Below are 24,910 nucleotides of genomic sequence, written 5' to 3'. Positions count from 1 at the left end.
GGTGGTTGGTGCCCTAAAGGTCAAAAGAATACGATTTTGACCGCCTGTGCCCGACTAAAAAGGGCCGCCGCCCAACCAACCCAGTGGATCTAATCCGACGCGCCGTAAAAACAGCCGGCGACTGAGTTCTGTCTGCGGCATCCTTCACGCGCTGCCGATTCGTGCCCGTGGGGTTAAGCTGAAGAACAGGCAGCACGCTCCTTTCAGCCGGGTGCTGGATACGCTTGGTTGAGCCGCGCAGCGCCGGCCGGCCGCGAGAGGACTCACTGCGGCCAATCGTTGCAGAGCATAATCCCGATCATGATCATCGAACTGGCCGCGACCACCACTGAGCAGATTCCCGGCCATTCTTCGAGGACAGCGACAATGGCTGCCCGCCCGCCAACGTTTCTCTTCATATGCGCGAAGCGCCAGCCTGCCACACCCATTCGGAAACTCCGTTTGGGCCCCAGCAGCGGGTTGATTTCTAACAACGTGAAGCACTCGCCGGCAATTAGCCAATTCGGATGTAGCCCCTGGGCGAAGGTCGAGAATCGGCAGCACCATGCCTTCGGCCGGGTGATGTGTCAGTTCGGCTGAGCCATGATCCAGATCAAGGCCGCCGCTCAGCAGCCGCTCAAGGAATTCGCGCTGTAAGTTGCTCAACCTCCTGTTCGCTGACTGGAGTGTGTCAACAATGAAACGCTGCCTCGCTGCTTTCGCAATGGGCGCCATCCTGTTCGCACCGGCTGCGCACGCCAACGATGCCTTGGAAGCCAAGGTGCGGGCCTACGTTCCGGTCGTCTCCCTCGCCAAAGTATGTGACATCAGGATCAATGACGCCACCTTGGGAGACCATCAGGTCATGCTCGAAGCGGTGAAATCCGACCCGAACGCCAAGAAACTCGCCTACCGCCTGCATTACGAAACGCAGACGGCCTACATCAAGGCCCGCGACGGAGGTCAACGGCTCGCCTTCTGCAAGGACTTCATCGCAGCCAACAGCCAATACGCCAAGGCGCGTGTCACCGCCGTGGCCGAAGGCTACATGGGTGCCGTCAGCACTGGTGTGCAGAAAGCGATTGCCCACAACTAAAATGGACCCGCGGAGCGGGACCGGTTGAACCGGTTTGTTAGTTGGAAACGGATCGCTCCTGATCCCTTTCTATCACGCAGCCAGAGACTCTGTCTGCTGCAGTTGCTGTGATGGGGTGGACGCCCCTCGACGGCATCGATGTGCCAAAGTGAAGGGTGTTGAACCGTCAGAAAGAGGAAGCGTCCGTGAACGAAGTTAGCACGATTGGACTAGACTTGGCGAAACATGTTTTTCAGGCACATGGCGCAGACGCTGGCGGCGTTGTTGTTTTCCGCAAACAGCTGCGTCGTGATAATGTGCTGGCTTTCTTTGCTCAGCAGCCTGCGTGCCTGGTAGCGATGGAAGCCTGCGCCAGCGCCCATCACTGGGCTCGTGAGATTGGCAAGCTGGGTCACGCAGTGCGTCTGATTCCACCGTCCTATGTAAAGCCCTTTGTGAAACGCCAGAAAAACGATATGGCCGATGCAGAAGCGATTTGCGAAGCAGCCCAACGCCCCACCATGCGCTTTGCCGCCGTGAAGAGTGAGGACCAGCAGGCGAGCGCGGTCGTGTTTCGCGCTCGCGATCTTTTGGTCCGGCAACGTACTCAGATCATAAACGCGTTGCGAGGTCACCTCGCCGAATACGGCCTGGTCGTTGCAAAGGGGGCGTCCAATGTCGCCGCGCTGGTTGAGCACGCGCAAGCTTCCGGGAGCAGCGTGCCAACGGCGGCGCAACCGGCGCTCGATATCCTAGTCAAGATGCTGGCGGTGCTGGAAGAGCAAATATCAAGCAACTCGATATTGAGATCGCGCGACGAGCCCGAGAAGAGGAAGTTGCTCGACGGCTTATGACAGTTCCTGGCATCGGCCCAATCACGGCGACAGCTCTGATGGCGCTAGCGCCTGAGCCCGAAAACTTCAAACGTGGCCGGGATTTCGCCGCGTGGTTGGGGTTGACGCCGCTGCAACGTTCCACTGGTGGAAGACAGAAGCTCGGCCAAATATCGAAAATGGGTGAGCGAACGCTGCGGCGTCTCCTCATCATCGGGGCGAGTGCGGTGGTGAAGCTGGCTCGCCGACGCGGTCAATCGCAAGGGGCATGGCTGGAGCGCATGCTCGCTCGTAAGCCGCCCATGCTTGTCGCCGTCGCTCTCGCCAACAAGATGGCTCGCACCGTGTGGGCTTTGATGGTCAACGGTGGGGTCTACAAAGCTCCGGTCGCAGCGGCTTAATCGCTTAGTCCGCCCGACCAGAGGTCGTCGAGGAGGTAGGAAGGTCAAACGGAAGGTACGGCGCAACAGTCGATGAGACGGGGTCGGGAAAACCAGTACATGCCCAAGTGCTTCCAAGTACGCCGCTGTGATTTGGACCTGATCCGCGAACTCCCATACGGGCCCGCGACATATGACGGTCGCAATCAAGGCCGGACAGATGTCAGCACCCGACTACGCGCAACACCTAATCGAAAGATTCTTCTTGCATCCACCGGGGCGTCCACAGATGGGCATGTGGTCAACGCGTCAGCGTTGTCCACCATGTCCACAGCCTTCGCGGCCTGCATCCGTTCGCGCCAGACCGCCATCGGCGTGCGATAGCCGAGGGACTGATGAAGGCGACGATCGTTGTAGAAGGCGATCCAGCTCGCGATCCCTGCCTTGGCCTCGCGGCCGTCGGCATAGCCCTTGAGATAGATGTCCTCATGCTTGAGCGACCGCCACAGCCGCTCGATGAAGACATTGTCCATCCAACGACCGCGGCCATCCATGGAGATCTTGATCCCTGCGCCCACCAACGCGCCGGTGAAGGCCACGCTGGTGAACTGGCTGCCCTGGTCGGTGTTGAAAATCTCCGGCGTGCCGTACGTCGCCAGCGCCTCTTCCAGAGCCGCCACGCAGAACGAGACGTCCATCGTATTCGACAACCGCCACGCCAGAACCGCACGGCTCGCCCAGTCGATGATGGCGACGAGATAGAGAAAGCCGCGGCCGATGGGCAGATACGTGATGTCGGCCGCCCACACCTGGTTCGGCCGGTCGATCGTCATGTTGCGCAGCAGATAGGGATAGATCTTGTGGCCCGGCGCCGGCTTTGTCGTGTTCGGCTTCGGTCCCAGCGCCGCGATGCCCATCTTGCGCATCAACCGCTGCACGCGCTTGCGATTGACCTGAAGCCCCTCAGCCTTCAGCATCGCGGTCATTCGCCGCGAGCCCAGGAATGGCCAGGCGGTGAACAGCTCGTCGATCCGCTGCATCAGGGCAAGGTCGTTGTCGTTGGCCGGCTGTGGCGGCCGGTAGACCCCAGAACGGGCGATGCCAAGCAACATGCATTGCCGGCGGATCGACAGCGCCTGGTCGGCGCGATCGAGCATTCCTCGACGGTCCGGCGTGCTCATCTTCCGGACCTCCGCGCTAAAAAATCGCGCTCGACTGTCAGTTGTCCAATCTTGGCGTGCAGCTTCTCGATCTCGCGTTCGCGCGTTTCCTCGCTCTCGCGCCCGACACCCGCGTCAAAAGCCCGGGCCGCCTGGTCCAGCAGCTGCTTCTTCCAGGCATAGATCTGGTTCGGGTGAACCTCATAGCGCTGGGCCAGATCGGCCACCGTCGCCTGCTCCCGCACCGCTTCCAGCGCGATCTTTGCCTTCAACGCCGCGTCGATCTTCCGTCGTGTCTTCTTCGTCATCATGCCCTCCGTCTATCAAACGGAGCGGCCCTCTTCCAACTTAGCCTCTGGTCCCAAAACCGGGGTCCATTTCACAACGTCTGCGGTGCGCCCCCCGCCAAGTTGTCCAAGGCCGACTGGAAATCGTACGCGCTCATCAAACAGAAACTTCAGATCGAGCACAAGTTGGCGAAGGAAGAGGCCGAGACGAACGGCTGGAACGTCGCCGACGAAAGGGCGGCGGTCACGGAACAGTTCTGCGCGGCGGTAAACAACCGATGAGCATCACCGCCCGCCATCTGTTTCACTGTGGTGGACGCATTGATTTTGCCGCCTGAAACCGGATTGCTCGGGCGGAGAGGGATAAGGGGACTCGACGCGCTGACGCGCTCTTAATACCGGCCAAAGCGGCAAGAAGATGATGCCCGCGCTGCCGCACGCGCTCGACGAGATGCCGGCGCAGAACGCATCAATCAACAGGCCCGCTCAGTGTATCGTCACATTGTGAATCGCCGCAATTGATTCGATGTTGGACCGTGGCTGACGTCGCGATGTTGCATTTTATCAACAGGTCGTGCCGAAACGTGCGTTTCGCGGCATCGCTCAGGAACGAATAGCGGCTCGACCCCGCGGGTCACTTCAAATTCCTCCGGGTGTGGTCAGTCAAATTCCTCCACCCGCGAGGCAGGACAAGGGACTGTTAGTTTGAGTTTGTTTCCCGGGCAAGAGCTTCAGCGGCTTCTTTGAGCCGATAGCTGCGTCCGTCGAACTCAAGCAGATGGCAATGATGCATAAGGCGATCGAGGATCGTCGTGCTCATAGTGTTGTCCCCAAGGTATGCCCCCCAATCCTGCACGACGCGATTGGAGGTGACGATGACGCTGCGGCGCAGTTTGTAACGCTGATGGATCAGGGTCTGCAGCAAAGTGCCGGCGTCGTCGGGGATGGCGCGTGCGAGGAATAGATCGTCCAGCACGAGGAGATCGCAGTCGATGATGGTTCGCAGCCGGACCTCGCGTTGTGCCGGAGAGTTCAGGGCGTAGCGGTGGAAGAAGTCGTCGGTCTCAAGATACTGGACCTTGTGGCTTTGCAGGATCGCCTGATAGGCAATCGCCTTGGCGATGTGCGACTTCCCGGTGCCAGGTTTGCCAACAAGCAGAGCGTTCTCGCCAGCGGCAATGAACGCCAGGGTGTGGAGCTGGAAGCAGGTCTGACGTGGCAGTTTGGGATTGAAGGACCAGTCGAACTCGGCGAGCGTCAGCTTTTCGTCGAGCCCGGATTGCTGGTATCGCCGCTCGATAAGACGGGACTGACGACGGTCCAGTTCATCCTGCAGGATAAGGGAGAAGGTCTCGAGGAAGGGCTGGTTGGCGCCCTGCGCCTGGAGCACGCGCGTCTGCAGCGTGTCGCGGACACCCGACAGGCGCAGCTGTCGTAGGCAACGCTCAATTTCCGGCATGGTCATCATGTGGCTAGGTCTCCAGTTTAAGGTGAGAAGGTGCAGCGGGAGCGCTCGTGGCGCCGGAGTTGGCCGGGGTTGCGCAGGCGACACGAGCGCGGATTGCCGTGGCGTGATCGTCGTGAGCCTCGGCCTGCCGACCATTGTCGTCGGCGTCGCGCCGCACAGCGCGGCTGAAGAGGTCGCCGTATTCCGCGGGGGTACGGATCAGCGGATGATCCTGGGTGAGCGGCGATGCCGGCTGTGGCGTCACTCCAACCTGCTCGATCGCCTGTTCGAACAACCGCTCGACGGTCGCACGCACGTGCTTGTAGCGGTAGATGCGGTTGTCGATGGCGTGCGCGCAGGCCTGCTCGACCAGCCGCGCCGGATACTTCCGGCCCAGCCCGACAATGCCCCACATCGCGCGCTGTCCGGGGCGCCCTTCGGTGTCGAACACCTGCTGGCACAAGGCCCTGGTCTGCGGTCCGATGCGCTCGGCGCTCGCCAGCAGCACGGCGGTTTGCCGCGACGGGTTGAACGGCCGTTCGCTGGTCGGCAGGACGACAGAACCGGGGTGCGCCATCCGGGAATGAACACGCAGCAGCGCACGGGTGTGGCGATCACGGATCTCGATCGTGGTGGTGTAGATGCGCACGACGACCTGGCTGCCGATCGGCGCGGGCCGCGCGGCGTAATAGCTGTTGTCGACGCGTACGGTGGTGTCGTCGCAGACAGTCCGGACGACTTCGGTGAAGATGCGGAAGGGAGCGACAGGCAGCGGCCGCAGGTGCGGCTTCTCTTCCTGGAACATCGCCTCGACCTGACGGCGCGTGCTGCCGTGGATGCGTTTGGAAGCCCAGTTCTCCTCCCAGTGCCTCAAGAACTCGTTTTGCGCCTCCAGCGTCTCGAAGCGCCGTCCGGCCAGCGCAGTGCCCTGGGTATGTTGAATCGCATTCTCGACGCATCCTTTCCGATTTGGATCGGCCACGCGCGCGGGATCGGCGACCACGGCGTAATGAGCCAGCATCGCGCTGTAAATCGGGTTGAGCTGGGGCTCGTACAAATCCGGCTTGAGGACGCCTTCCTTCAGGTTGTCGAGCACGACATAGCTGGGGACCCCGCCAAAATACCGGAACGCCTCTTCGTGGAGCTGCGCCCAGACTTGTTGGCTGGACTTCCAGACTACCCGCCGGAAGCTGCGCCGCGAGTAGCGTAGCGTCATCACGAACAGGCGGGGACGACGGTACCGCCCGCTCTTCGGATCAACCGTCGGCGCGCCCTCGCCATAGTCGACCTGAGCTTCCTCGCCGGGGAGGAACTCAAGACGATCAAACTGCTCAGGATCAGCGTGCCGCAACCGGCGCACAAACCGCTTGACACTCTGGTAGCTGGACGGAAAGCCAAATTGATCAACCAGGTCCTGGTAAATCGCCTGCGCGTTCCGCTTCAGCCGGACCTGTTCTTCGATCCACGTCCGATGCGCTTCGCAAGCCGAACGGGCCAGGCTGCTGGTGACCGTCGCTTCCGATGTCCCAAAAGCCGGTGGTCGGGGTGGAGGAATTTGGCCGTCCGCGCTCACCGAGCCGGTGGTCACTTCCCCGGGGGAATTTGCCTCCGCACCGGCCCGCAGCGCCTGATAACGCCGGATCGTCTTGCGATCGACACCCGTCAGCCGGTGAATCTCGCGCTGGCTGGTGTTGCGATCAAGTAATGTAAGTACGGTGCTTTGCAGATGTCGCTTCAAGACGTTCAACTCCCCGGCCCCTTGCTGGCTAAAGGGGTCGAACATAAACGTCCTGCCTGACCGGCTACTGCTGTTCAGCGGCGCTGACGGCGATCATCAGGTGGGGGAGTTTCAAGTGACCATACCCGGGGGATTTTGACCGACCCACGGGGCTCGATGTGTTTGCGCTGAGTTGTCCGTAGCGCAATCTGCATAGGAGTGATGAATGGCAGGAGTTTTCGGCGTCCAGGGATTTGGCGTCCTCTCGAACTTCAACGGCGAGCTTGTCAGCAAAACCGCGGATTCGGTCATGCAAGAAATTGCAGACACCGGATCCAATTCGCTGGAGTTGGCGCCGCGCATTTTTACGTCAACCCGAACGTCAAACAACGTCCTCAACGTCCCTGAAAAGACGGAGAGCGATGCGAACATCGCAAAGGCTGTCGCCGATGCTCACGCGCACGGGCTCTCGGTCTTGCTCAAGTGCTATGACAAAAACATACACAATTGTTGGTAGTTTTCGTATTGCCCGGGCCTTTTATGATGCTATCTCCATATTTTGGGGAGGGTGAGCGCAAATGAGCATCACGGAAGATTCGTATCTCTATTTCGGAAATCTTGGCAAAACTGAGCCTCAATACGGTATTCCCAACTGGATTGGCCTTTGTCTTAACCCGCGCTATGAGCGGGAAATGCTGCATGACTTAAATAACCCGCTTCCTGTCCCTGATGGTTCAGTCAAGAAAATACAAGCGCAAGATGTGATGGAGCACATCCCGAAAGAGCGAGTGCCAAGCCTCTTTGATGAGATATACCGGGCGCTAAGAGTCGGTGGAATTTTCAGGCTCAGTGTTCCTGATTATCGAAGCCCTTTGCTTAAGGCGAGATCGATTTACAATCATAAAGGCGATGTCATCGCTGATCTGATGATGGGCGGGAAGGCTGAATACGACGCCGAAAAAGCTGTTCTTAAGCCTATGTACACGACCGATGGTTATGCGCACCTCTGGTTTCCAACCTACGAGCAGATTCTTCACCTAATATTGCAGTCTGAAATCCGAAAATGTTCGGACATAACTTTTCATCATTATTTTGTAGACGACGAGACTGCCGTGACGAATGCGTTCCCAGAGAATGAAATGTTCGTCTTTAGATGCCCGCCCCGCGACATGCGGGCTGGCGGCAAGCCGATTTCGATCATTGTTGATTTCACTAAGTAGGTCTGAAGAGAGCGTCAGTGGGTGGTGGTCAACGCGAGCCCACCACCCGATAAACCTTCACCCGCTTTCGCCTCAGCTCCTTCTCCGGCTTAGGCTTGCCGTGGTTCAGCGCCCGCAGCATGAACATGTGGGCGAACATTAACCAGGCTGGAGGGCCGGCCGAGGCCCGCAACAAATGTTCTACGGCGTCTTGCCAGTGGGGTAGAGTTGGACCTCCTCATCGTGCTGGCGCGAGTGCAGGGCGTCGAAGTCGGAGATCCCGTCGACGCCGAGCACGACGGCTTCGCCGTCCAGGATCGCGGCGAAAGCCTGCTTCTGGCAACGCTGGCGCCGCCCTGCGGCGTCCGCACTATCGCCGTCCGCGCGCTCGACAAGGCCGGTATCGCCTGGAGCGAAGCCTTTGTCGGCGGCGGCGTCACCGCCGTGGTCGCGGCCGCCTTGGCGGGGCTTGCGGTGGCGCCGCTGGCGCGGGAGCTATGGCGGAATCTGGGTGATGACGGTGTGAGGAAGGCGGCGTATCGAGGCGGGTGACGAGCCTGCCAGAACCTCTCGAGGAGAGCGATACGCCATGACCGAGACTACCAATGTTCTTGCTTTCCGTCAGCCGTCCGCGGTTGATGATCCACTGACCGATATCGTTCGTGCCGGCGCGCGGGACCTGCTTGCCAGGGCGATCGAGATCGAGGTTGGCGCGTTTCTGGCCAGCACGGCCAATCTGACGCTGCCCGACGGTCGAGCGCGCCTGGTCCGACATGGGCACGGTCCGGTGCGCGAGATTGCGACCGGCATCGGTCCGGTGGAGGTCGCTCGTCCCAAGGTCCGCGACCGCGGAGCGAGCGGGCCAGGCGACCGCCTCCGCTTCAGTTCGGCAATCCTGCCGCTATGGGCGCGGCGGACGAAGAGCCTGGATGCCTTGATCCCGGTCCTCTATTTGCGCGGCATCTCGACCGGCGACTTCCAGGAGGCGCTCTCGGCGCTGCTCGGCAAGGATGCGCCGAACCTGTCGCCTTCGGTGATCGCCGGCCTGAAGGCCGATTGGCAGGTCGAGTACGAACGCTGGCAGAGACGCGATCTGTCGGCGCGTCGCTATGTCTACATCTGGGCCGATGGCGTGTACCTGCAGGCCCGCATGGAAGATCACAGCGAATGCATGCTGGTGCTGATTGGCACCACGCCGGAAGGCAAGAAGGAGCTGATCGGCTTCCAGGTCGGCGTGCGCGAGAGCGCGCAGAGCTGGCGCGAACTCCTGATCGACCTGCGGCAACGCGGGTTACGGATTGCCCCGCAACTCGCCATCGGCGACGGCGCCCTCGGCTTCTGGAAGGCACTGGACGAGGCCTTTCCCGGCACGCGGCACCAACGATGCTGGTGCCATAAAGTGAGCAACGTACTCGACAAGGTCGCCAAATCCGTGCAGGGCCCCATGAAGAACGACCTGCGGAACATCTATCTGGCCCCACACCGGGCCGAAGCTGAAACCGCGATCGACGTCTTCGTCGAGAAATACCACGTCAAATACGGACGTGCGGTGGAGTGCCTGATCAAGGATCGCCATGCGCTGCTCGCCTTCTTCGACTTCCCTGCTGAGCACTGGATCCACCTACGCAGCTCGAACCCGATCGAGAGCGTCTTCGCCACGGTGCGCCACCGAACGGTGCGGACCAAGGGATCGCTGTCGCAACAAACTGCGAAGCTGATGGTGTTCAAGCTCATCGACGCCGCATCGAAGACCTGGCGGCGATTGAAGAGCACGAACCAGTTGCCGAAAGTCATCGCCGGTGTAAAGTTCATCGACGGAATCGAAGTCATTCCGAACACTGAAAGCCACGCCGCCCGATCAGGCCGCGTCACCCAAAATCAGCCATAGCTCGCATCGGTTTGGGGTGCATGGCACTGACTGGCATTTACGGCCATATCGCCCGCGATGTTGCCATTGATATCATCCGCCACGCATTCGACATGGGTGTCACCCATTTCGACACGGCCGAGCTCTACGGTCCGTTTGTCAACGAAGAGCTATTAGCTGATGCGCTTGGCTCCCGTCGCACCCGTGTCGAGATAGCCACGAAATTCGGATATCGGCTCGAAGCCGGCAAGATCGCAGGATTGGATTCCCGTCCGCAATCGATTCGTTCAGCCGTGGAAGGGTCGCTGCGCCGACTGCGGCGCGACTACATTGACGTCCTCTATCAGCATCGCCCTGACCCAAACATTCCGGTCGAAGAGGTCGTCGGCACGATGTCGGACCTCGTGAAAGAAGGGAAAGTGCTTGAGCTTGGCCTGTCTGCTACCGATATAGAAACGGTGCAGCGAGCGTCCGCAATACACCGGATATCTTTCGTTCAAAACGAATACTCCCTTATCCAGCGGCAGCCCGAGCAGGGACTACTTCCCTATCTGAACGGCACAGGCACCGATTTCGTGTGCTACTCACCACTTGGGCGGGGCATCCTCGCGCGGATACCCGACGTGGAAGCAAAGCGTTCGCCGACCGACTATCGTAACAAGGACCCCCGCTTCGAACCGACACGTCTGGCCGAGCTCAGCCTTGCTCTCGATCCGCTTTGGGACATAGCGGCTGCTCACTTGGTCAGGCCAGCTACAGTCGCCCTCGCATGGCTGCTGGGGAGGTCACCCAACATCCGGGTCATTCCAGGCGCTACTTCGGTAGAGCAACTGAATGCGAACTTTGCCGCAGCGTCGGTGCCTCTATCTTCGGAGCAGCGAGTTGCCCTCGATCACCTTATGGTTGCCCGAGCCGCAGACTGATTCAGCAAGACTCAACTCTGCGTGCGTTGCCCCGAATTACCATCTACGACTTCTCGCACAATTGCGGGCAGACGAGCTCGCCGCGATCTGCTTCGCGCGTCGGGTTGGATTATTCAGCTATCAAGAGAGCTCAGTGATCGGATTCAATGAATGAGTGCGGCAAGTTTCGTCAGCGCTTATTCGACGGATATTCGACGACTTTTCGATCCGAGCTCGGTCGTGTCCCCGGATGTGGTGTAGCTCGGTAGAGCAAAGCCGCCCGGACGCGCGCCCCCCAATAGCGCCGTAGCGGGCGGGCGGCTTTGCGGTGGTCACCGGCAGTTCGCCGGTAGGGTCGGGTTGCTGACACCAACCTGATTCGAGGAACCACCGGTGACCGATGAGATGATGAACCTCCGCACGCTCGTGGAGAAGACCCCTGATGCCGATCTGTTGCGCGAGATGATCGGCTTTGCCGCCCAGCGATTGATGGAGCTGGAAGTCGAAGGCCAGACCGGGGCCGCCTACGGCGAGAAGACCCCCGAGCGCCTGGCCCAGCGCAACGGCTACCGCGACCGGACCTGGGAGACCCGTGCCGGCGCGGTCGAGCTTCGCATCCCCAAGCTGCGCAAGGGCTCCTACTTTCCCGGCTTTCTGGAGCCGCGCCACATGGCCGAGAAGGCGCTCACCGCCGTGGTGCAGGAAGCCTATGTGCAAGGCGTCTCGACCCGCTCGGTCGACGATCTGGTGCTGGCGATGGGCATGAGCGGCATCTCCAAGAGCCAGGTGAGCCGGCTCTGCGCCGAGATCGACGACAAGGTGAAGGCGTTCCTCGCTCGTCCGATCGAGGGCGACTGGCCGTACCTGTGGATCGACGCCACCTATGTGAAGCTGCGCCAGAACGGGCGCATCGTGTCGGTCGCAGTGATCGTCGCGGTCGGCGTCAACAGTGATGGCCGGCGCGAGGTTCTCGGTATGGATATCGGTCCCTCAGAGGCTGAGACATTCTGGACCGCGTTCCTGCGCAAGCTCGCCCGCCGCGGTCTGCGCGGCGTCAAGCTGGTCGTCTCCGACGCCCACGAGGGCATCAAGGCCACCGTGGCCAAGGTGCTCAATGCCTCCTGGCAGCGTTGCCGGGTGCACTTCATGCGCAACGCGCTGGCCCATGCCGGCAAGAGCGGCCGCCGCGTCGTCTCCGCCTTCATCGCCACCGCGTTTGCCCAGGACGATGCCGAGGCCGCTAAAATGCAGTGGCGCAAGGTCTCCGACCAACTCCGTCCCAAGCTGCCCAAGCTTGCCGGCTTCCTCGACGAGGCCGAGACCGATGTGCTGGCCTATATGACGTTCCCGCCGCAGCACCGCACCAAGCTGCACTCCACGGATGAGATGGACAAGCGATTTCTTCGGGGCCGAGACGACGACTGCGGAGATTGCTGTAAGTCCATTCTTTTGTTCGGCTGCGCTGCGGGCCATTCTTCCGTCCCGGCCACCAATCTCGCAGCCGCCGCGCGCCGGGGCGGTCAAGGCTGCCGCGTCTGCGGCCACCGCAAGGCTTGGCCTTGACCGGCCCGAGCACGGCGGCACACTGGCAGTGGAACGGGACTGCATTCCTGGCTAGAATTTGCCATCAGCCGCGATTATGGTTGTTGGGCGCGGGCGACCTCATGGCGAAGCGTGACGCGTCGGCTGCAAGCGTCACCGGACTGCCTATTTTGTCCTGCCGAACTGAGGCGCTCGCGCGCCACTTTTTGGGTGCCGCGACTTCCATTGCGACACGAATCGTTCGTAGCTTTGCTCGGCCTGGGCGGCAATCAACATCTCGCGGTCGCGCAGCGACTTGATGTTGTAGGCATAGGCTGGTCCACGGCGGCTCCCTTTCTGTTGTGGATGTCCGGCTTGAAGTTGCATCGCGCGGGTCTTGTTGGCGACCAGCGCCGGGCGCGCCCACAGGTAATCCTCGCCCTTTGTCAGCAAGTGCCAGCAGAGCACAGTGAGCTTCCGAGCCACGGCCACCGCGGCGATCTGATGGCCGCGCCGGGCGCGGATGCGTACGAAAAAAGCATGCAGTGGACCGGGCGCCTTGGCCGCTGCCCAGGCCGCTTCGACCAGCATGGCGCGCGCATGACTGCGGCCGATCTTGCTGATACGGCCGTGGTGGGCTGCTCCCAACCCGGACTGCCGCACCCGCGGGTTCAGCCCGAAATAGCTCACCAACTTCTGCGGGCTGTTGAACCAGCTGATGTCGCCGATCGCCGCCACGATGCCGGCGGCGACCGCCAGGTTCACGCCGGTGATCGTCATCAATCTGTTGACCGCGAAATCCTCGATTGCGTCCCGCGCGATCTCGCGGTCGAGCAGGACCAGGTCTTCCGCCAGCCGGTCAAGCTCACGGACATGCCGGTCGATGGCCGCTCGCTCATCGTCCGGCAACTGTTGAGCGGCCAACCATGCCCGGCCGCGGGCGTTGAAAAGATCGGCATGCGGGCACTTCGGGATCAGGTGCGCGTGCAGGATCGAATGCACCGCGTTCTTGAGCCGCGTGCGATGCCGCACGACCTGGTAGCGCCGCGCCACCAGCCTACGCTTGCGCTCGGTCTCCGCGTCAGGCGTCCAGATCTGCGGCAGGTATCCCGCCGCCTGCAGACTGGCGAGCGTGCCGGCATCGATCTTGTCGGTCTTGACGTGAGCCTGGGCGATCGCCTTCACCTGCAACGGATTGGCGATGATCCCCCGCGCCACGAATGGCGCCAGAACCCGCGACACCGCCAAGCTGTTACCAGTCGCTTCGAGCACCACCTCATCACCGGCCAGCAGGGTTTTGCCAAATCCCTCCAGCGCAGTCCGCGTCATATCAATGCGCCCCGCATGTCGAAGCCTGCCGTTCTCCCAAAATACCACCTCCCCGAAGGTTCGGTGGACATCAATGCCAATTATCCGTCGCATTCGCACCTCCTCTGCCGAACACATGACGGGAGCTGCGGGCGACACGACAACTACGGATTCGCGCTCGCGGCGCAACCGGGCGAGTCGCAGAGGCGGCCAGCTACTAACTCGAGCTCTCGGCTCATCGTGTGCATCGGCCTGCCCGCACTTCGTGCTCCCGGTGCCTCTGTCCCGATGGTCGCACCATACGCCACGATGTAGGAACACCGCAGCGGAACGTTGGCACCGAGCCATCTCATACCGGTTACCAACCCGATCGAGCGCCTCAACGGCGAGATCAAGCGGTGGTCCGGCGGCTCGTCGGATACGGGCGCTTCGACGGGGGCGAGACGGCCCGCGTGATGGCACGTCTCTACGCCGCGGCGCGCCTGCTGGTGAACTTCTTCCAGCCGTCATTCAAGCTCAAAGAGAAGCGCCGCGAGGGTCCGCCCACGGCGACATCACCCCCTGAGTCGCGCTTGCAGTGCCTGCCGATTGGCAACGACGTTGCTGAGGTTCAGCTGGTCTGGCTCCCGTCCTTGCGCCAATTGCCTAACCAGCTCCCGCGTGCCGTCCACGACAAAGACGCCGCAATCATAAGTGTTCTGCTGCTGGGCCATGCCGGCGGGCTGCAGGGCGATGTTCAGCCTTTCTGCGAGTTGTCTTGCATGCGTCTCGTTGTATCTCCCGTAGGAATCGTAGTGATAGGCGACAGGCCATTGCCGGTTGCTGCGATCAACGAACAGCAGCGACCAATGCCTGCCGCGGTCCGTAGCACTGGCATCGTTCACTGGCAGCAACAGGAAGTCGGCTGTATCGTTATCACGCCGATCATGGACGATGCGATGGAATACGCGTAGCACGTCGCTCTCCGCGCCCAGGCGCAGCCGCAGCGCTTCGAGGGGATCTACGAACCGCGTCCGGGCGGCGAGATCCGAATCGCTCCTCTGCAAATCCAGCTCCTGAAGCTGGTAATCCCTGAGGATATGCTCGTCGCCCAGCCATTCCGTGTCCTCGAGCACCAGCCCGCGGTTGTGGGACAAGGCTATCGGATTCAACGCCCCGATCTGAGCATCGGAGGAGGTGATCGGAAACCGCCGCACGATATCGTCGCGCAATGGGGACGGTGCGGGCGCGGTCAGATCAACCAATGGAAGACCGTCGTAGGTGTCTGAACGAGCCCTGGCAGAAGGCGCTGGCGCAAAGTGAGCACTGTCATCCAACTCGGCCGCATCCGGATCAAGCAGTGCCCCAAACCCACGATAGAGATCCTGAGCCCCGGCAGTTGATGGTGATGCCGGTTCTTGCATCTGCCGCGCAAGCTCCTCGCTCAACCACGCCAAAGCGTCATCGTCCGAGTGGGCGGACACCGGAGAAAGCCCCTGCGGCGAGCCGAGCTGTCGAGCGCCCTGGTGATGCCCCGGTACCGGCCCGGCAGACGGCGGCGGAAAGCCAGGCGCCCGGCTCCAAGCATTGTCGCGCAACTCAAATGATGCGGGCGAATTCGGATTAAACGATACCTCAAGACCGCCGTAGGTGTCTGAGCGAGCCCTGGCAGAAGGCGCTGGCGCAAAGTGAGCACTGTCATCCAACTCGGCCGCATCCGGATCAAGCAGTGCCTCAAACCCACGATAGAGATCCTGAGCCCTGGCAGTTGATGGTGATGCCGGTTCTTGCATCTGCCGCGCAAGCTCCTCGCTCAACCACGCCAAAGCGTCATCGTCCGAGTGGGCGGACACCGGAGAAAGCCCCTGCGGCGAGCCGAGCTGTTGAGCGCCCTGGTGATGCCCCGGTACCGGCCCGGCAAACGGCGGCGGAAAGCCAGGCGCCGGGCTCCAAGCATTGTCACGCAACTCAAATGATGCGGGCGAATTCGGATTAAACGACACCTCAATACCGCCGTAGGTGTTTGAGCGAGCCCTGGCAGAGTGCGTTGGCGCTGCTTCCACGGTCGGCCAGGCAGGTTCCTGCCCAGCTTGGACTATGTCCTGCGCCTGCTCAGGAGGAACCTCGGGCCACGATGGGCCGTCTTCCACCATTAAGCGCAGATCCTGATCGTAACCTTCCGGGAGGACCAATGGCCGACTGACAGCTCGCTGCCGCGCGCTGTGCTGCGCAGCGGCGTCCCCGACGTACGTCGCGACCGAATGCGGCGCCGTGACATCTTCGTAGCCGCTTCGCAGCAGCATCGGCTGCGTCTCCCATGACGACGTACCCTGTTGATGGGTAGGCGCCGGTGTCGGCTGGCCGCCTGAATTGGCGATCTCGCTCAGCTGCCGCTCGCCGGCAACGCCTTGCGGATTGTTTAGGGTCCTCTGCCTCTTCGCTGGCCTCAACTCAGCTGTGTCATGCTCATCGTTGATGAGGACCTCCTCGCTTGGCAGGCGGTTGCTCCTGGCAAGCGCAGCCATCGGCTCGTCCGGGGACTGCTGGCGGTCGGGCTCTCCGGGATCCGGTGCCTGGTCATGGCGCGCGGCTGGCTCGAGAGATGACGACGAGCGGGGTTCGTCCATCAGCCCCAAAAGCAAATCCTGATCGCGGCCTTCCGCGGGAAGCTCCTCTGGCCGACGGCCAGTTTCCTGCGACGCGCTGTGCTGCGCAGCGGCGGCGTCGACGCGCCTCGGCTCCATCAGTACCGTGTCTTCGGGATTGATAAAGGCCACGTTCTGGGGGTGAGGATTCAGCTTAGCGCGTCGTGAGATCGGCACTTCGCCCGTCGACCGCAAGGTCCGGAGATAGTCGATTGCCTGAACGAGTCTCTTTGGATTACCCTCTCCGATGAACTCGAGCACCTCACCGCCATCGGTCAGCGACTTATTGTCGAGCCGATCACGAATGCTCGGTTTTTCTTTTGCGAAAAGCCAACGGCTAAAGCTACGAAGAGAACCTCCGTGCTGCTCGGCAGCGGATTTGCTGAACCCGCCCTTGATGAGGGCCCTCTCAAGCCCCGAAATAAGGGGAGCATCCACGGAATAAAGAGGCTGCTTCCTCTTCCCTATCACAATCCAAGTTGACTGAGCCGACTGCGGCGCCGAGGACGACGGGCCGGGTTCATCCATCAGCCCCAAAAGCAAATCCTGATCATGGCCTTCCGCAGGAAGCAATTCCTCTGGCCAACTGCCACCCTTCTGCGACGCAATGTGCTGCGCAGCGGCGTCGCCGACCCGCCTCGACTCCCTCAGGGCCGCCTCTTCGGGATCAATATGGCGCTCGTGCTCCATCGCCTCAGCGCCGGCCTGCGATTTTCGGAGACGAGCCAGTGCGGCGCCAATCCTGGAATCAGCACCGGCGACCTTCCTATAGCTCTCGACATCTCCGTCAAACGACGTGCCGAGCCCAGCAGCAATGCCCGGCCTGTTGTTGTCACGCAGGTAGTCGCTGAAACTGCGAAGAGCAGTTGCATCCTTCCTGCTTGCATCCTTCTTGCCGGTATCTGTCGCTGCTTCGTTTTTGTACTCTTCGATGAGAGCCGCGTCCTGGGGATAAGGATGCAACTCAGTGCGGCCTGCGATCCGCACGACTCCGCCCGTCGACTGCGAGGTTCGGAGATGAACTATCGCCGCAAGAAGTCTTAAGGGATTACCCTTTCCGATGAACTCGCGCGCATCAGCGGTCAGTGACTTTTCGTCGTCGAGCCGAGCAGCAATGGGATCTTTGTTATTTGCGAAGAGCCAGTGGCCAAAGCTGAGAAGAGTACGTACATAGCCCCTGGCGGTGCGTTCGGCGGCGTTCCCATTACGGAGGGCCTCCTCAAGCCCCGAAATAAGGGGAGCATCCTCGGTATGAAGAGGCTGCTTGTCGTGCCCTATCAAAATTCCAGTTGACTGAGCCGGCTGCGGCGCCGAGGACGACGCGCCGGGTTCGTCCATCGGCCCCAAAAGCAAATTCTGATCATGGCCTTCCGCAGGAAGCAATTCCTCTGGCCAACTGCCAGCTTTCTGCCACGCACTGTGCTGCGCAGCGGCGTCGCCGACCTGTCTCGACTCCATCACGGCCGCGTCTTCGGGATCAATATGGCGCTCGAGCTCCATCGCTTTAGGGCCCACCTGTGATTTTCGGAGATGAGCCAGAGCGGCACCGATCCTCGAATCAGCACCGGCGTCCTTCTTATAGCTCTTGACATCTCCATCCAGCGCCTTGCCTGAAAGCCGACCAGCAATGCCCTTCTTGTTGTTTTCACGCAGGTAGTCACTGAAACTGCGAAGAGCCGTTGCATCCCTCCTGGCTTCTTCCTTCTTGCCGGTATCTGTCGCTGCTTCGTTTTTGTACTCTTCGATGAGAGCTGCGTCCTGGGGATAAGGATGCAACTCAGTGCGGCCTGCGATCGGCACGATTCCGCCCGTCGACCGCGAGGTCCTGAGATGGTCTATTGCCCTAAGGAGTGTCGCGGGACGCTTTTCGAACAACTCGCGCGCATCAGCGGTCAGTGACTCTTCGTCGTCGAGCCGAGCAAAAATGCTCTTTTTGTTATTTGCGTAGAGCCTCTGGCCAAAGCTGCGAAGAGAAGATAGATAGTTTCGGACGGTGCGTTCGGCGGCGCTCCCATTCCGGAGGGCCTCCTCAAACCCCGCAATAAGGGGAACATCCTCGGAATGAAGAGGCCGCTTCTTGTGCCCTATCGCAACCCCAGTTGACTGAGCCGGTTGCGGCGCCGAGGACGGCGGGCCGGGTTCGTCCATCGGACCCAAAAGCAAATTCTGATCATGGCCTTCCGCAGGAAGCAATTCCTCTGGCCAACTGCCAGCTTTCTGCGACGAACTGTGCTGCGCAGCAGCGTCGCCGACCTGCCTCGACTCCTTCAGGGCCGCGTCTTCGGAATCAATATGGCGCTCGAGCTCCATCGCCTTAGCGCCCGCCTGCGATTTTCGGAGATGAGCCAGAGCGGCACCGATCCTCGAATCAGCACCGGGGGCCCTCTTATAGCTCTTGACATCTCCATCCAACGCCTCGTCTGAAAGACGAGCAGCAATGCCCTTCTTGCTGTTTTCACGCAGGTAGTCGCTGAAACTGCGAAGAGCAGTTGCATTCTTGCTTGCATCCTTCTTGCCGGTATCTGTCGCTGCGTCGTTTTTGTACTCTTCGATCAGAGCTGCGTCCTGGGGATAAGGATGCAACTCAGTGCGGCCTGCGATCGGCACGATTCCGCCCGTCGACCGCGAGGTCCTGAGATGGTCTATTGCCCTAAGGAGTGTCGCGGGACGCTTTTCGAACACGCGCGCATCAACGGTCAGCGACTCTTCGTCGTCGAGCCGAGCAGCAATGGGATCTTTGTTATTTGCGAAGAGCCACTGGCCAAAGCTGCGAAGAGAATATAGATTATTTTGTGCGGTGCCTTTGGCGGCCCCGCCCTTGATGAGGGCCTTCTCAAGCCCAAAAATAAGGGGAGCATCCTGGGAATAAAGGGGGCTTTTGCTGAGCCTTCTCAGAATCCCTTTTGACTGAGCCGGCTGCGGCGTCGAGGCGGCCGGCATTGCTCCATCACCTTCACCTGAACTGCCGATCTCGCTCAATTGCCGCTCAAAGGTCGCCGCGGCTGCGGACGGAGCCGCGGGTGAGCTCTCTTGCGGGCCCGTGCTGTCCGATTGTTCACGCACCCGCTTGGTCGAGGGGAAATCCATCCGTTCTCACTTTCAAAATATGAACCAGGGCTTCGATCTGGCATGCTGGCGATCAGCAACAAACCACCCTTTACAGCCCTCGATAGACCCGCACCGGGAGCATCTGCGGATTTCACGGATCGTGAGCATCGATTTCGCGCGATCGTGAGCAGCCCGCTACGGCCGATGGGAGATAGAGTCAGTGTTCTGGTTGGCCGTCAAGGGTGATGGTTTTGGCGCTGCGTTTTCGCATGCTTTCTCCGGTGAGCTGGAGGCGGTGGGCGTTGTGGACGAGGCGATCGAGAATGGCGTCGGCGACCGTGGGGTCCCCAATGGCTCCATGCCAGGTGTCCACGGGGAGCTGACTTGTGACGATGGTGGATGCGCGGCCATGGCGGTCCTCGAGGATTTCGAGCAGATCGCGGCGTTCCGCGGCGGTGAGCACCGATAGTCCCCAATCATCCAAAATCAGAAGCTGAGCGCGGCCGAGGCTTTTGAGGAGCCGGGCGTAACGTCCGTCTCCGCGCGCGCGCGCGAGCGCCTCGAACAGCCTTGGAACGCGATGATAGAGGACTGATCGGTTGTCGCGGCAGGCCTTGTGGCCGAGCGCGCAGGCTAACCAACTTTTGCCCAGGCCGGTTGCCCCGGTGACGAGCAAATTCTCGTGGCGATCGATCCAGCGACCTTCGACCAGTTTGGCGAAAACGGCGCGGTCGATGCCCCGCGGGGTGCGCAGATCGACGTCCTCGACGCAAGCAGTCTGGCGCAGTGCGGCGATCTTGAGGCGCGTGGTGAGCCGCCTGGTGTCGCGTTCGGCGGCTTCGCGGTCGACCAACAGGCCGATGCGATCTTCGAACGGCAGGGCTTCGAGATCGGGCGATCGGCGCTGCTCCTCGAAGGCCTTGGCCATTCCGGTCAGGCCAAGCTCGATCAGCCGTTCGTGGGTTGGGTGGTTAAGCATGCCGGGTCTCTCCTTGCTTCAGTGGAAGTAGTCGCATCCGCGGATGTTGCCGTGGCGCAGGGGCTGGTGCTCGAAAGATTCGTCGAAGAACGTGCGATCGAGGCCGTTCTGGAGGATCGATCTAATCGAGGCGACGGAGCGCGCCTTGATGAGGATGCCCCTCCGGCAGGCTGCGTCGAGGCGTTCGGCGCCGTAGCTTTTGACGAGCGCCAGAATGCCAAGGCAGGTTCGAAAGCCTTGTTCTGGATGGGGCCGGGCGTCGATCACGGCCTGGAAAAACGCTGCTGTCGAAGGACCGATCCGCTCGCCGGCGGCGATCACCGCGGCGGGGGTCCATTTGCCGTAGCGGCGATGGGCGCTGGGCATGTGGTCGGCGATGGTGGTGTGTCCGCGTCGGTTGGGCGCGCGGGCATGGCTGGCGATCCGCTGGCCCTTGTGGAAGATCTCGACCGTCCGATCGTCGATACGGGCATCGACCAGCTCGCCAATCAGACGATACGGCGCGGAGTACCAATGGCCGTCGACCTCGACATGATAATCGGGAGCGAGGCGGCAGCGCTTCCAGCGTGCGAAGGCATAAGGCTGATCTGGCAGCGGGGTTAGCTTGGGTTTGTCGAGTTCGGCAAACAGTTCGGCGCGGCTTGAGCCGAAGCCACGCATTTGACGAGCATTGAGTTCGTCGACGAGTGTCTTGATGGCGGCGTTGAGCTCGGCCCGGGAAAAGAAGCGCTGATTGCGCAGCCGGGCCAGAATCCAGCGCTGGGCGATTTGCACCGCGACCTCGACCTTCGCCTTGTCTTTTGGGCGCCGCGGCCGTGCGGCGAGAATGGCCGTGCCGTAATGGCTCGCCATCTCGGCATAAGTGCGATTGAGGCCGGGATCGTAGCGGTCGGGGTTGCTGACGGCGGCTTTGAGGTTGTCGCAGACCACGAACGTCGGCGTTCCGCTCAAAAACGTGAACAAGTTGACGTGGGCCCGGATCCAGTCGGCCAAGCTCTCGCTGGGGCAGGCCTCGGCGTAGGTGTAGTTCGAAGCGCCCATCGCCGCGACGAACAGCTTCATCGGCTGCACTTCCCCGGTCAGCGGATCGACGATGTCGATGGTGTCGCCGGCGAAATCCACGAACACCTTCTCGCCGCCCAGATGAATCTGCCGCATCGAAGGTCGGACCCGCCCCTTCCAGGCCTCGTAGGTAGTGCAGAACCACGTGTACCCGAAACCGTCGGGATTAACGGCGCGATACTCCTCCCAGAGCAGGCGACGGGTTACGTTGCGCCGGCGGAGCTCTTTATCGATGTAGCTCCAGTCGGGCACCGGCCGCTGCGGGCTCTGAGACGCTGGTCGTGGGGCCGGGAAAAGCAAAAGCTCCAGGTCTTCATCGGTCATTCCCTCCGGAAGCGGCCAGCTCAACCCAGCAGAGCGGGCGCGGCTCAGGTAGCTGTGCACAACGCCGTTGCTGACGCCCACGCTCCGCGCGATGGCCCGCTCTGGCAGGCCTTGAAAATGTTTTAACCGAAGGACTTCCTTGATCCGGCGCATCGACAATCTCTGGGTAGGCATTGGACTTCCTCGTTAACCACGAGGTCATCCCTAAGCCGGTTGAGTTGTCGGCCGAAGCGCTGCAAGGCTCCGAAAGCCTTGCTCACGATCCCGCGAAATCGTTGCTCACGATCGTCTGAAATCTCTGCTCACGATCCCCTGAAATCCGCGCTCACGATCCCCCGAAACGCGCATGGGGACCCCGCCAAAATACCGGAACGCCTCTTCGTGGAGCTGCGCCCAGACTTGTTGGCTGGACTTCCAGACTACCCGCCGGAAGCTGCGCCGCGAGTAGCGTAGCGTCATCACGAACAGGCGGGGACGACGGTACCGCCCGTTCTTCGGATCAACCGTCGGCGCGCCCTCGCCATAGTCGACCTGAGCTTCCTCGCCGGGGAGGAACTCAAGACGATCAAACTGCTCAGGATCAGCGTGCCGCAACCGGCGCACAAACCGCTTGACACTCTGGTAGCTGGACGGAAAGCCAAATTGATCAACCAGGTCCTGGTAAATCGCCTGCGCGTTCCGCTTCAGCCGGACCTGTTCTTCGATCCACGTCCGATGCGCTTCGCAAGCCGAACGGGCCAGGCTGCTGGTAACCGTCGCTTCCGATGTCCCAAAAGCCGGTGGTCGGGGTGGAGGAATTTGGCCGTCCGCGCTCACCGAGCCGGTGGTCACTTCCCCGGGGGAATTTGCCTCCGCACCAGCCCGCAGCGCCTGATAACGCCGGATCGTCTTGCGATCGACACCCGTCAGCCGGTGAATCTCGCGCTGGCTGGTGTTGCGATCAAGTAATGTAAGTACGGTGCTTTGCAGATGTCGCTTCAAGACGTTCAACTCCCCGGCCCCTTGCTGGCTAAAGGGGTCGAACATAAACGTCCTGCCTGACCGGCTACTGCTGTTCAGCGGCGCTGACGGCGATCATCAGGTGGGGGAGTTTCAAGTGACCATACCCGGGGGATTTTGACCGACCCACGGGGCGTTATCCGGTTCTTGTCCATCGGGTCGCGGATTTGCTCCACGCTTTCTTCAGACCCCGTCTTGCGACGACGCCCTTGCGCTTCGCTAACCCTTCGCCACCATCAGGCTGGGTAGAGGACTTCCACCTCCAAGCTGTCGTTCATACTCGGCACACAGAAAAGGGGCCGCATCTCTGCGGCCCCTTGCCGGTTGCAATCTTACTCGTAATGAAACGCCAGCCCCGGCGAACCCAACCTAGAGTTTTCCACGCCTAGTGAAACCCCGATAAAATACGGTGTATGCGCAAATAGCCAATCGCAGGCCACACGGGGCGGGCGATCATCGGGCTACATTCTGCGGCGAGTCGGCGAGATCCTTTGAGCCCTCGATCGCCTTTAGGTTCGGTTTCGCCGATTCAAGCACGACCGGCAGCGCAAAAAGCATCGATCGCGTGATTGAATAGTTGTCCGTGAACAAGCCTCCAAGCACTTGATTGGGAGTCTGTTTTCCGCTTGTGGCGGCATTTGAGATTGCAGGGGATTGAGGCTTCACAGCCCAAAACCCTGCAATTTCGATTTTGGATTTCCCTGCCGCTGCGAACCGTGATTCTGTGCTGCATCGGAGGCACCGATGCGACCAAAGAAGCACAGGACGACAGGCTCGAACGATCTGTTCCGGTCCCGGCTGGACCAGATCATCAACATGCGACACGAGCTGGTTCTGCTCGCCGGCAGGGTCGATTGGGACTGGATCGACGGCGAGATCGCGCCGCTCTACAGCGACAACGGTAGGCCGGGTATCGCGACCCGATTCATGATCGGATTGCTGCTGCTCAAGCACATCTACGGCCTGTCCGATGAGGGGGTGTGCGAGCGCTGGGTCCACGATCCGTACTTCCAGTTGCGCGTTTCGGGGGATCGTGAGCGCGGATTTCAGGGGATCGTGAGCAGAGATTTCAGACGATCGTGAGCAACGATTTCGCGGGATCGTGAGCAAGGCTTTCGGAGCCTTGCAGCGCTTCGGCCGACAACTCAACCGGCTTAGGGATGACCTCGTGGTTAACGAGGAAGTCCAATGCCTACCCAGAGATTGTCGATGCGCCGGATCAAGGAAGTCCTTCGGTTAAAACATTTTCAAGGCCTGCCAGAGCGGGCCATCGCGCGGAGCGTGGGCGTCAGCAACGGCGTTGTGCACAGCTACCTGAGCCGCGCCCGCTCTGCTGGGTTGAGCTGGCCGCTTCCGGAGGGAATGACCGATGAAGACCTGGAGCTTTTGCTTTTCCCGGCCCCACGACCAGCGTCTCAGAGCCCGCAGCGGCCGGTGCCCGACTGGAGCTACATCGATAAAGAGCTCCGCCGGCGCAACGTAACCCGTCGCCTGCTCTGGGAGGAGTATCGCGCCGTTAATCCCGACGGTTTCGGGTACACGTGGTTCTGCACTACCTACGAGGCCTGGAAGGGGCGGGTCCGACCTTCGATGCGGCAGATTCATCTGGGCGGCGAGAAGGTGTTCGTGGATTTCGCCGGCGACACCATCGACATCGTCGATCCGCTGACCGGGGAAGTGCAGCCGATGAAGCTGTTCGTCGCGGCGATGGGCGCTTCGAACTACACCTACGCCGAGGCCTGCCCCAGCGAGAGCTTGGCCGACTGGATCCGGGCCCACGTCAACTTGTTCACGTTTTTGAGCGGAACGCCGACGTTCGTGGTCTGCGACAACCTCAAAGCCGCCGTCAGCAACCCCGACCGCTACGATCCCGGCCTCAATCGCACTTATGCCGAGATGGCGAGCCATTACGGCACGGCCATTCTCGCCGCACGGCCGCGGCGCCCAAAAGACAAGGCGAAGGTCGAGGTCGCGGTGCAAATCGCCCAGCGCTGGATTCTGGCCCGGCTGCGCAATCAGCGCTTCTTTTCCCGGGCCGAGCTCAACGCCGCCATCAAGACACTCGTCGACGAACTCAATGCTCGTCAAATGCGTGGCTTCGGCTCAAGCCGCGCCGAACTGTTTGCCGAACTCGACAAACCCAAGCTAACCCGGGGTCGGAACAAGAGCTGTTCCTCCAGACACGCTAAGATCGAACGA

General features: G+C 61.2%; 13 protein-coding genes and 8 pseudogenes. 11 read left to right on the top strand and 10 right to left on the bottom strand.

All coding sequences use genetic code 11. The features are described 5' to 3' along the window. Positions 1 to 263 precede the first annotated feature (263 nt). Positions 264 to 428 (bottom strand): hypothetical protein, encoded by a 165-nt coding sequence (locus J4G43_RS52585; RefSeq protein ID WP_208089713.1) that lies wholly within the window; start codon positions 426 to 428, stop codon positions 264 to 266. 209 nt (positions 429 to 637) lie between these two features. Between J4G43_RS52585 and J4G43_RS52580 the strand changes: the two genes are divergently transcribed. Continuing rightward, the gene (locus tag J4G43_RS52580; protein ID WP_208089712.1) at positions 638 to 1,075 is read left to right on the top strand and encodes a hypothetical protein; all 438 of its coding nucleotides are present in this window, start codon (positions 638 to 640) and stop codon (positions 1,073 to 1,075) included. 185 nt (positions 1,076 to 1,260) lie between these two features. Continuing rightward, positions 1,261 to 2,288 (top strand): annotated as a pseudogene (locus J4G43_RS52575) (IS110 family RNA-guided transposase). Between the two features lie 350 nt (positions 2,289 to 2,638). On the opposite strand, the pseudogene J4G43_RS52570 reads toward J4G43_RS52575, so the two are convergent. Next, positions 2,639 to 3,735, bottom strand: a pseudogene (locus J4G43_RS52570) (IS3 family transposase); the annotation flags it as partial. A 102-nt stretch (positions 3,736 to 3,837) separates the two neighbouring features. Between J4G43_RS52570 and J4G43_RS52565 the strand changes: the two are divergent. After that, entirely contained in the window at positions 3,838 to 3,996 is a 159-nt protein-coding gene (locus tag J4G43_RS52565; protein ID WP_208089711.1) for a hypothetical protein, read from the top strand. Positions 3,997 to 4,414: 418 nt separating this feature from the next. Here the strand turns inward: J4G43_RS52565 and istB (J4G43_RS52560) are convergent, their stop codons facing one another. Both istB (J4G43_RS52560) and istA (J4G43_RS52555) read right to left on the bottom strand, forming a co-directional pair. Further along, positions 4,415 to 5,182, bottom strand: a complete 768-nt coding sequence (gene istB, locus J4G43_RS52560) for an IS21-like element IS1631 family helper ATPase IstB (RefSeq protein ID WP_038952109.1) — start codon at positions 5,180 to 5,182, stop codon at positions 4,415 to 4,417. 4 nt (positions 5,183 to 5,186) lie between these two features. Further along, positions 5,187 to 6,944 (bottom strand): IS21-like element IS1631 family transposase, encoded by a 1,758-nt coding sequence (gene istA / locus J4G43_RS52555; protein ID WP_100214066.1) that lies wholly within the window; start codon positions 6,942 to 6,944, stop codon positions 5,187 to 5,189. A 160-nt stretch (positions 6,945 to 7,104) separates the two neighbouring features. Here istA (J4G43_RS52555) and J4G43_RS52550 point away from each other — a divergent pair, with 160 nt between their 5' ends. Both J4G43_RS52550 and J4G43_RS52545 read left to right on the top strand, forming a co-directional pair. Next, positions 7,105 to 7,395 (top strand): glycoside hydrolase family 113, encoded by a 291-nt coding sequence (locus J4G43_RS52550; protein ID WP_028154629.1) that lies wholly within the window; start codon positions 7,105 to 7,107, stop codon positions 7,393 to 7,395. Between the two features lie 61 nt (positions 7,396 to 7,456). Beyond that, on the top strand, positions 7,457 to 8,098 hold the full coding sequence (locus J4G43_RS52545) for a class I SAM-dependent methyltransferase (protein ID WP_038945969.1): 642 nt from the start codon (positions 7,457 to 7,459) through the stop codon (positions 8,096 to 8,098). 201 nt (positions 8,099 to 8,299) lie between these two features. Here J4G43_RS52545 and J4G43_RS52540 read toward each other — a convergent pair. After that, positions 8,300 to 8,395, bottom strand: a pseudogene (locus J4G43_RS52540) (DNA ligase); the annotation flags it as partial. Between J4G43_RS52540 and J4G43_RS52535 the strand changes: the two are divergent. From J4G43_RS52535 to J4G43_RS52520, 4 genes and pseudogenes are all read left to right on the top strand, one after another. Next, positions 8,396 to 8,575: pseudogene (locus J4G43_RS52535) on the top strand (LysR family transcriptional regulator); the annotation flags it as partial. Between the two features lie 91 nt (positions 8,576 to 8,666). Next, the gene (locus tag J4G43_RS52530; protein ID WP_208089710.1) at positions 8,667 to 9,965 is read left to right on the top strand and encodes an IS256 family transposase; all 1,299 of its coding nucleotides are present in this window, start codon (positions 8,667 to 8,669) and stop codon (positions 9,963 to 9,965) included. A 20-nt stretch (positions 9,966 to 9,985) separates the two neighbouring features. Further along, positions 9,986 to 10,867, top strand: a complete 882-nt coding sequence (locus J4G43_RS52525) for an aldo/keto reductase (protein WP_208089709.1) — start codon at positions 9,986 to 9,988, stop codon at positions 10,865 to 10,867. A gap of 372 nt (positions 10,868 to 11,239) precedes the next feature. Beyond that, positions 11,240 to 12,241, top strand: a pseudogene (locus tag J4G43_RS52520) (IS256 family transposase); the annotation flags it as partial. 312 nt (positions 12,242 to 12,553) lie between these two features. Here J4G43_RS52520 and J4G43_RS52515 read toward each other — a convergent pair. The 5 genes and pseudogenes from J4G43_RS52515 to J4G43_RS52495 all read right to left on the bottom strand — a co-directional run. Further along, positions 12,554 to 13,771, bottom strand: coding sequence for an IS110 family RNA-guided transposase (locus tag J4G43_RS52515; protein WP_166354296.1), 1,218 nt, complete (start codon positions 13,769 to 13,771; stop codon positions 12,554 to 12,556). 458 nt (positions 13,772 to 14,229) lie between these two features. Continuing rightward, positions 14,230 to 19,386 (bottom strand): Ulp1 family isopeptidase, encoded by a 5,157-nt coding sequence (locus J4G43_RS52510; RefSeq protein WP_180672139.1) that lies wholly within the window; start codon positions 19,384 to 19,386, stop codon positions 14,230 to 14,232. Positions 19,387 to 19,564: 178 nt separating this feature from the next. Next, positions 19,565 to 20,326: an IS21-like element helper ATPase IstB gene (gene istB / locus J4G43_RS52505; RefSeq protein ID WP_208089708.1), complete on the bottom strand. Its 762-nt coding sequence runs from the start codon at positions 20,324 to 20,326 to the stop codon at positions 19,565 to 19,567. Between the two features lie 18 nt (positions 20,327 to 20,344). Beyond that, positions 20,345 to 21,886 carry an IS21-like element ISFK1 family transposase gene (gene istA, locus J4G43_RS52500; protein ID WP_208089707.1) on the bottom strand — a complete coding sequence of 514 codons (1,542 nt, stop codon included), beginning with the start codon at positions 21,884 to 21,886 and terminating at the stop codon, positions 20,345 to 20,347. 120 nt (positions 21,887 to 22,006) lie between these two features. Further along, a pseudogene (locus J4G43_RS52495) lies at positions 22,007 to 22,738 on the bottom strand (IS21 family transposase); the annotation flags it as partial. 717 nt (positions 22,739 to 23,455) lie between these two features. On the opposite strand from J4G43_RS52495, the pseudogene J4G43_RS52490 reads away from it, so the two are divergent. Beyond that, a pseudogene (locus J4G43_RS52490) lies at positions 23,456 to 23,725 on the top strand (transposase); the annotation flags it as partial. A gap of 174 nt (positions 23,726 to 23,899) precedes the next feature. Then, positions 23,900 to 24,862 (top strand): annotated as a pseudogene (istA, locus tag J4G43_RS52485) (IS21-like element ISFK1 family transposase); the annotation flags it as partial. Between the last annotated feature and the right edge of the window lie 48 nt (positions 24,863 to 24,910).

Origin of the sequence: Bradyrhizobium barranii subsp. barranii (assembly GCF_017565645.3) — a bacterium.
In the GTDB taxonomy this organism is placed as follows: Bacteria; Pseudomonadota; Alphaproteobacteria; order Rhizobiales; family Xanthobacteraceae; genus Bradyrhizobium; species Bradyrhizobium barranii.
This window is presented reverse-complemented; position numbering and strand designations above follow the sequence as displayed.

Bases quoted from the DNA above. Each gene is read 5' to 3' on its own strand.
- J4G43_RS52545 (WP_038945969.1), top strand. From the start codon at position 7,457: ATGAGCATCACGGAAGATTCGTATCTCTATTTCGGAAATCTTGGCAAA.
- istA (WP_100214066.1), bottom strand. From the start codon at position 6,944: ATGTTCGACCCCTTTAGCCAGCAAGGGGCCGGGGAGTTGAACGTCTTG.
- J4G43_RS52525 (WP_208089709.1), top strand. From the start codon at position 9,986: ATGGCACTGACTGGCATTTACGGCCATATCGCCCGCGATGTTGCCATT.
- istA (WP_208089707.1), bottom strand. From the start codon at position 21,886: ATGCCTACCCAGAGATTGTCGATGCGCCGGATCAAGGAAGTCCTTCGG.
- J4G43_RS52585 (WP_208089713.1), bottom strand. From the start codon at position 428: ATGGGTGTGGCAGGCTGGCGCTTCGCGCATATGAAGAGAAACGTTGGC.
- J4G43_RS52530 (WP_208089710.1), top strand. From the start codon at position 8,667: ATGACCGAGACTACCAATGTTCTTGCTTTCCGTCAGCCGTCCGCGGTT.
- istB (WP_208089708.1), bottom strand. From the start codon at position 20,326: ATGCTTAACCACCCAACCCACGAACGGCTGATCGAGCTTGGCCTGACC.
- istB (WP_038952109.1), bottom strand. From the start codon at position 5,182: ATGATGACCATGCCGGAAATTGAGCGTTGCCTACGACAGCTGCGCCTG.
- J4G43_RS52510 (WP_180672139.1), bottom strand. From the start codon at position 19,386: ATGGATTTCCCCTCGACCAAGCGGGTGCGTGAACAATCGGACAGCACG.
- J4G43_RS52550 (WP_028154629.1), top strand. From the start codon at position 7,105: ATGGCAGGAGTTTTCGGCGTCCAGGGATTTGGCGTCCTCTCGAACTTC.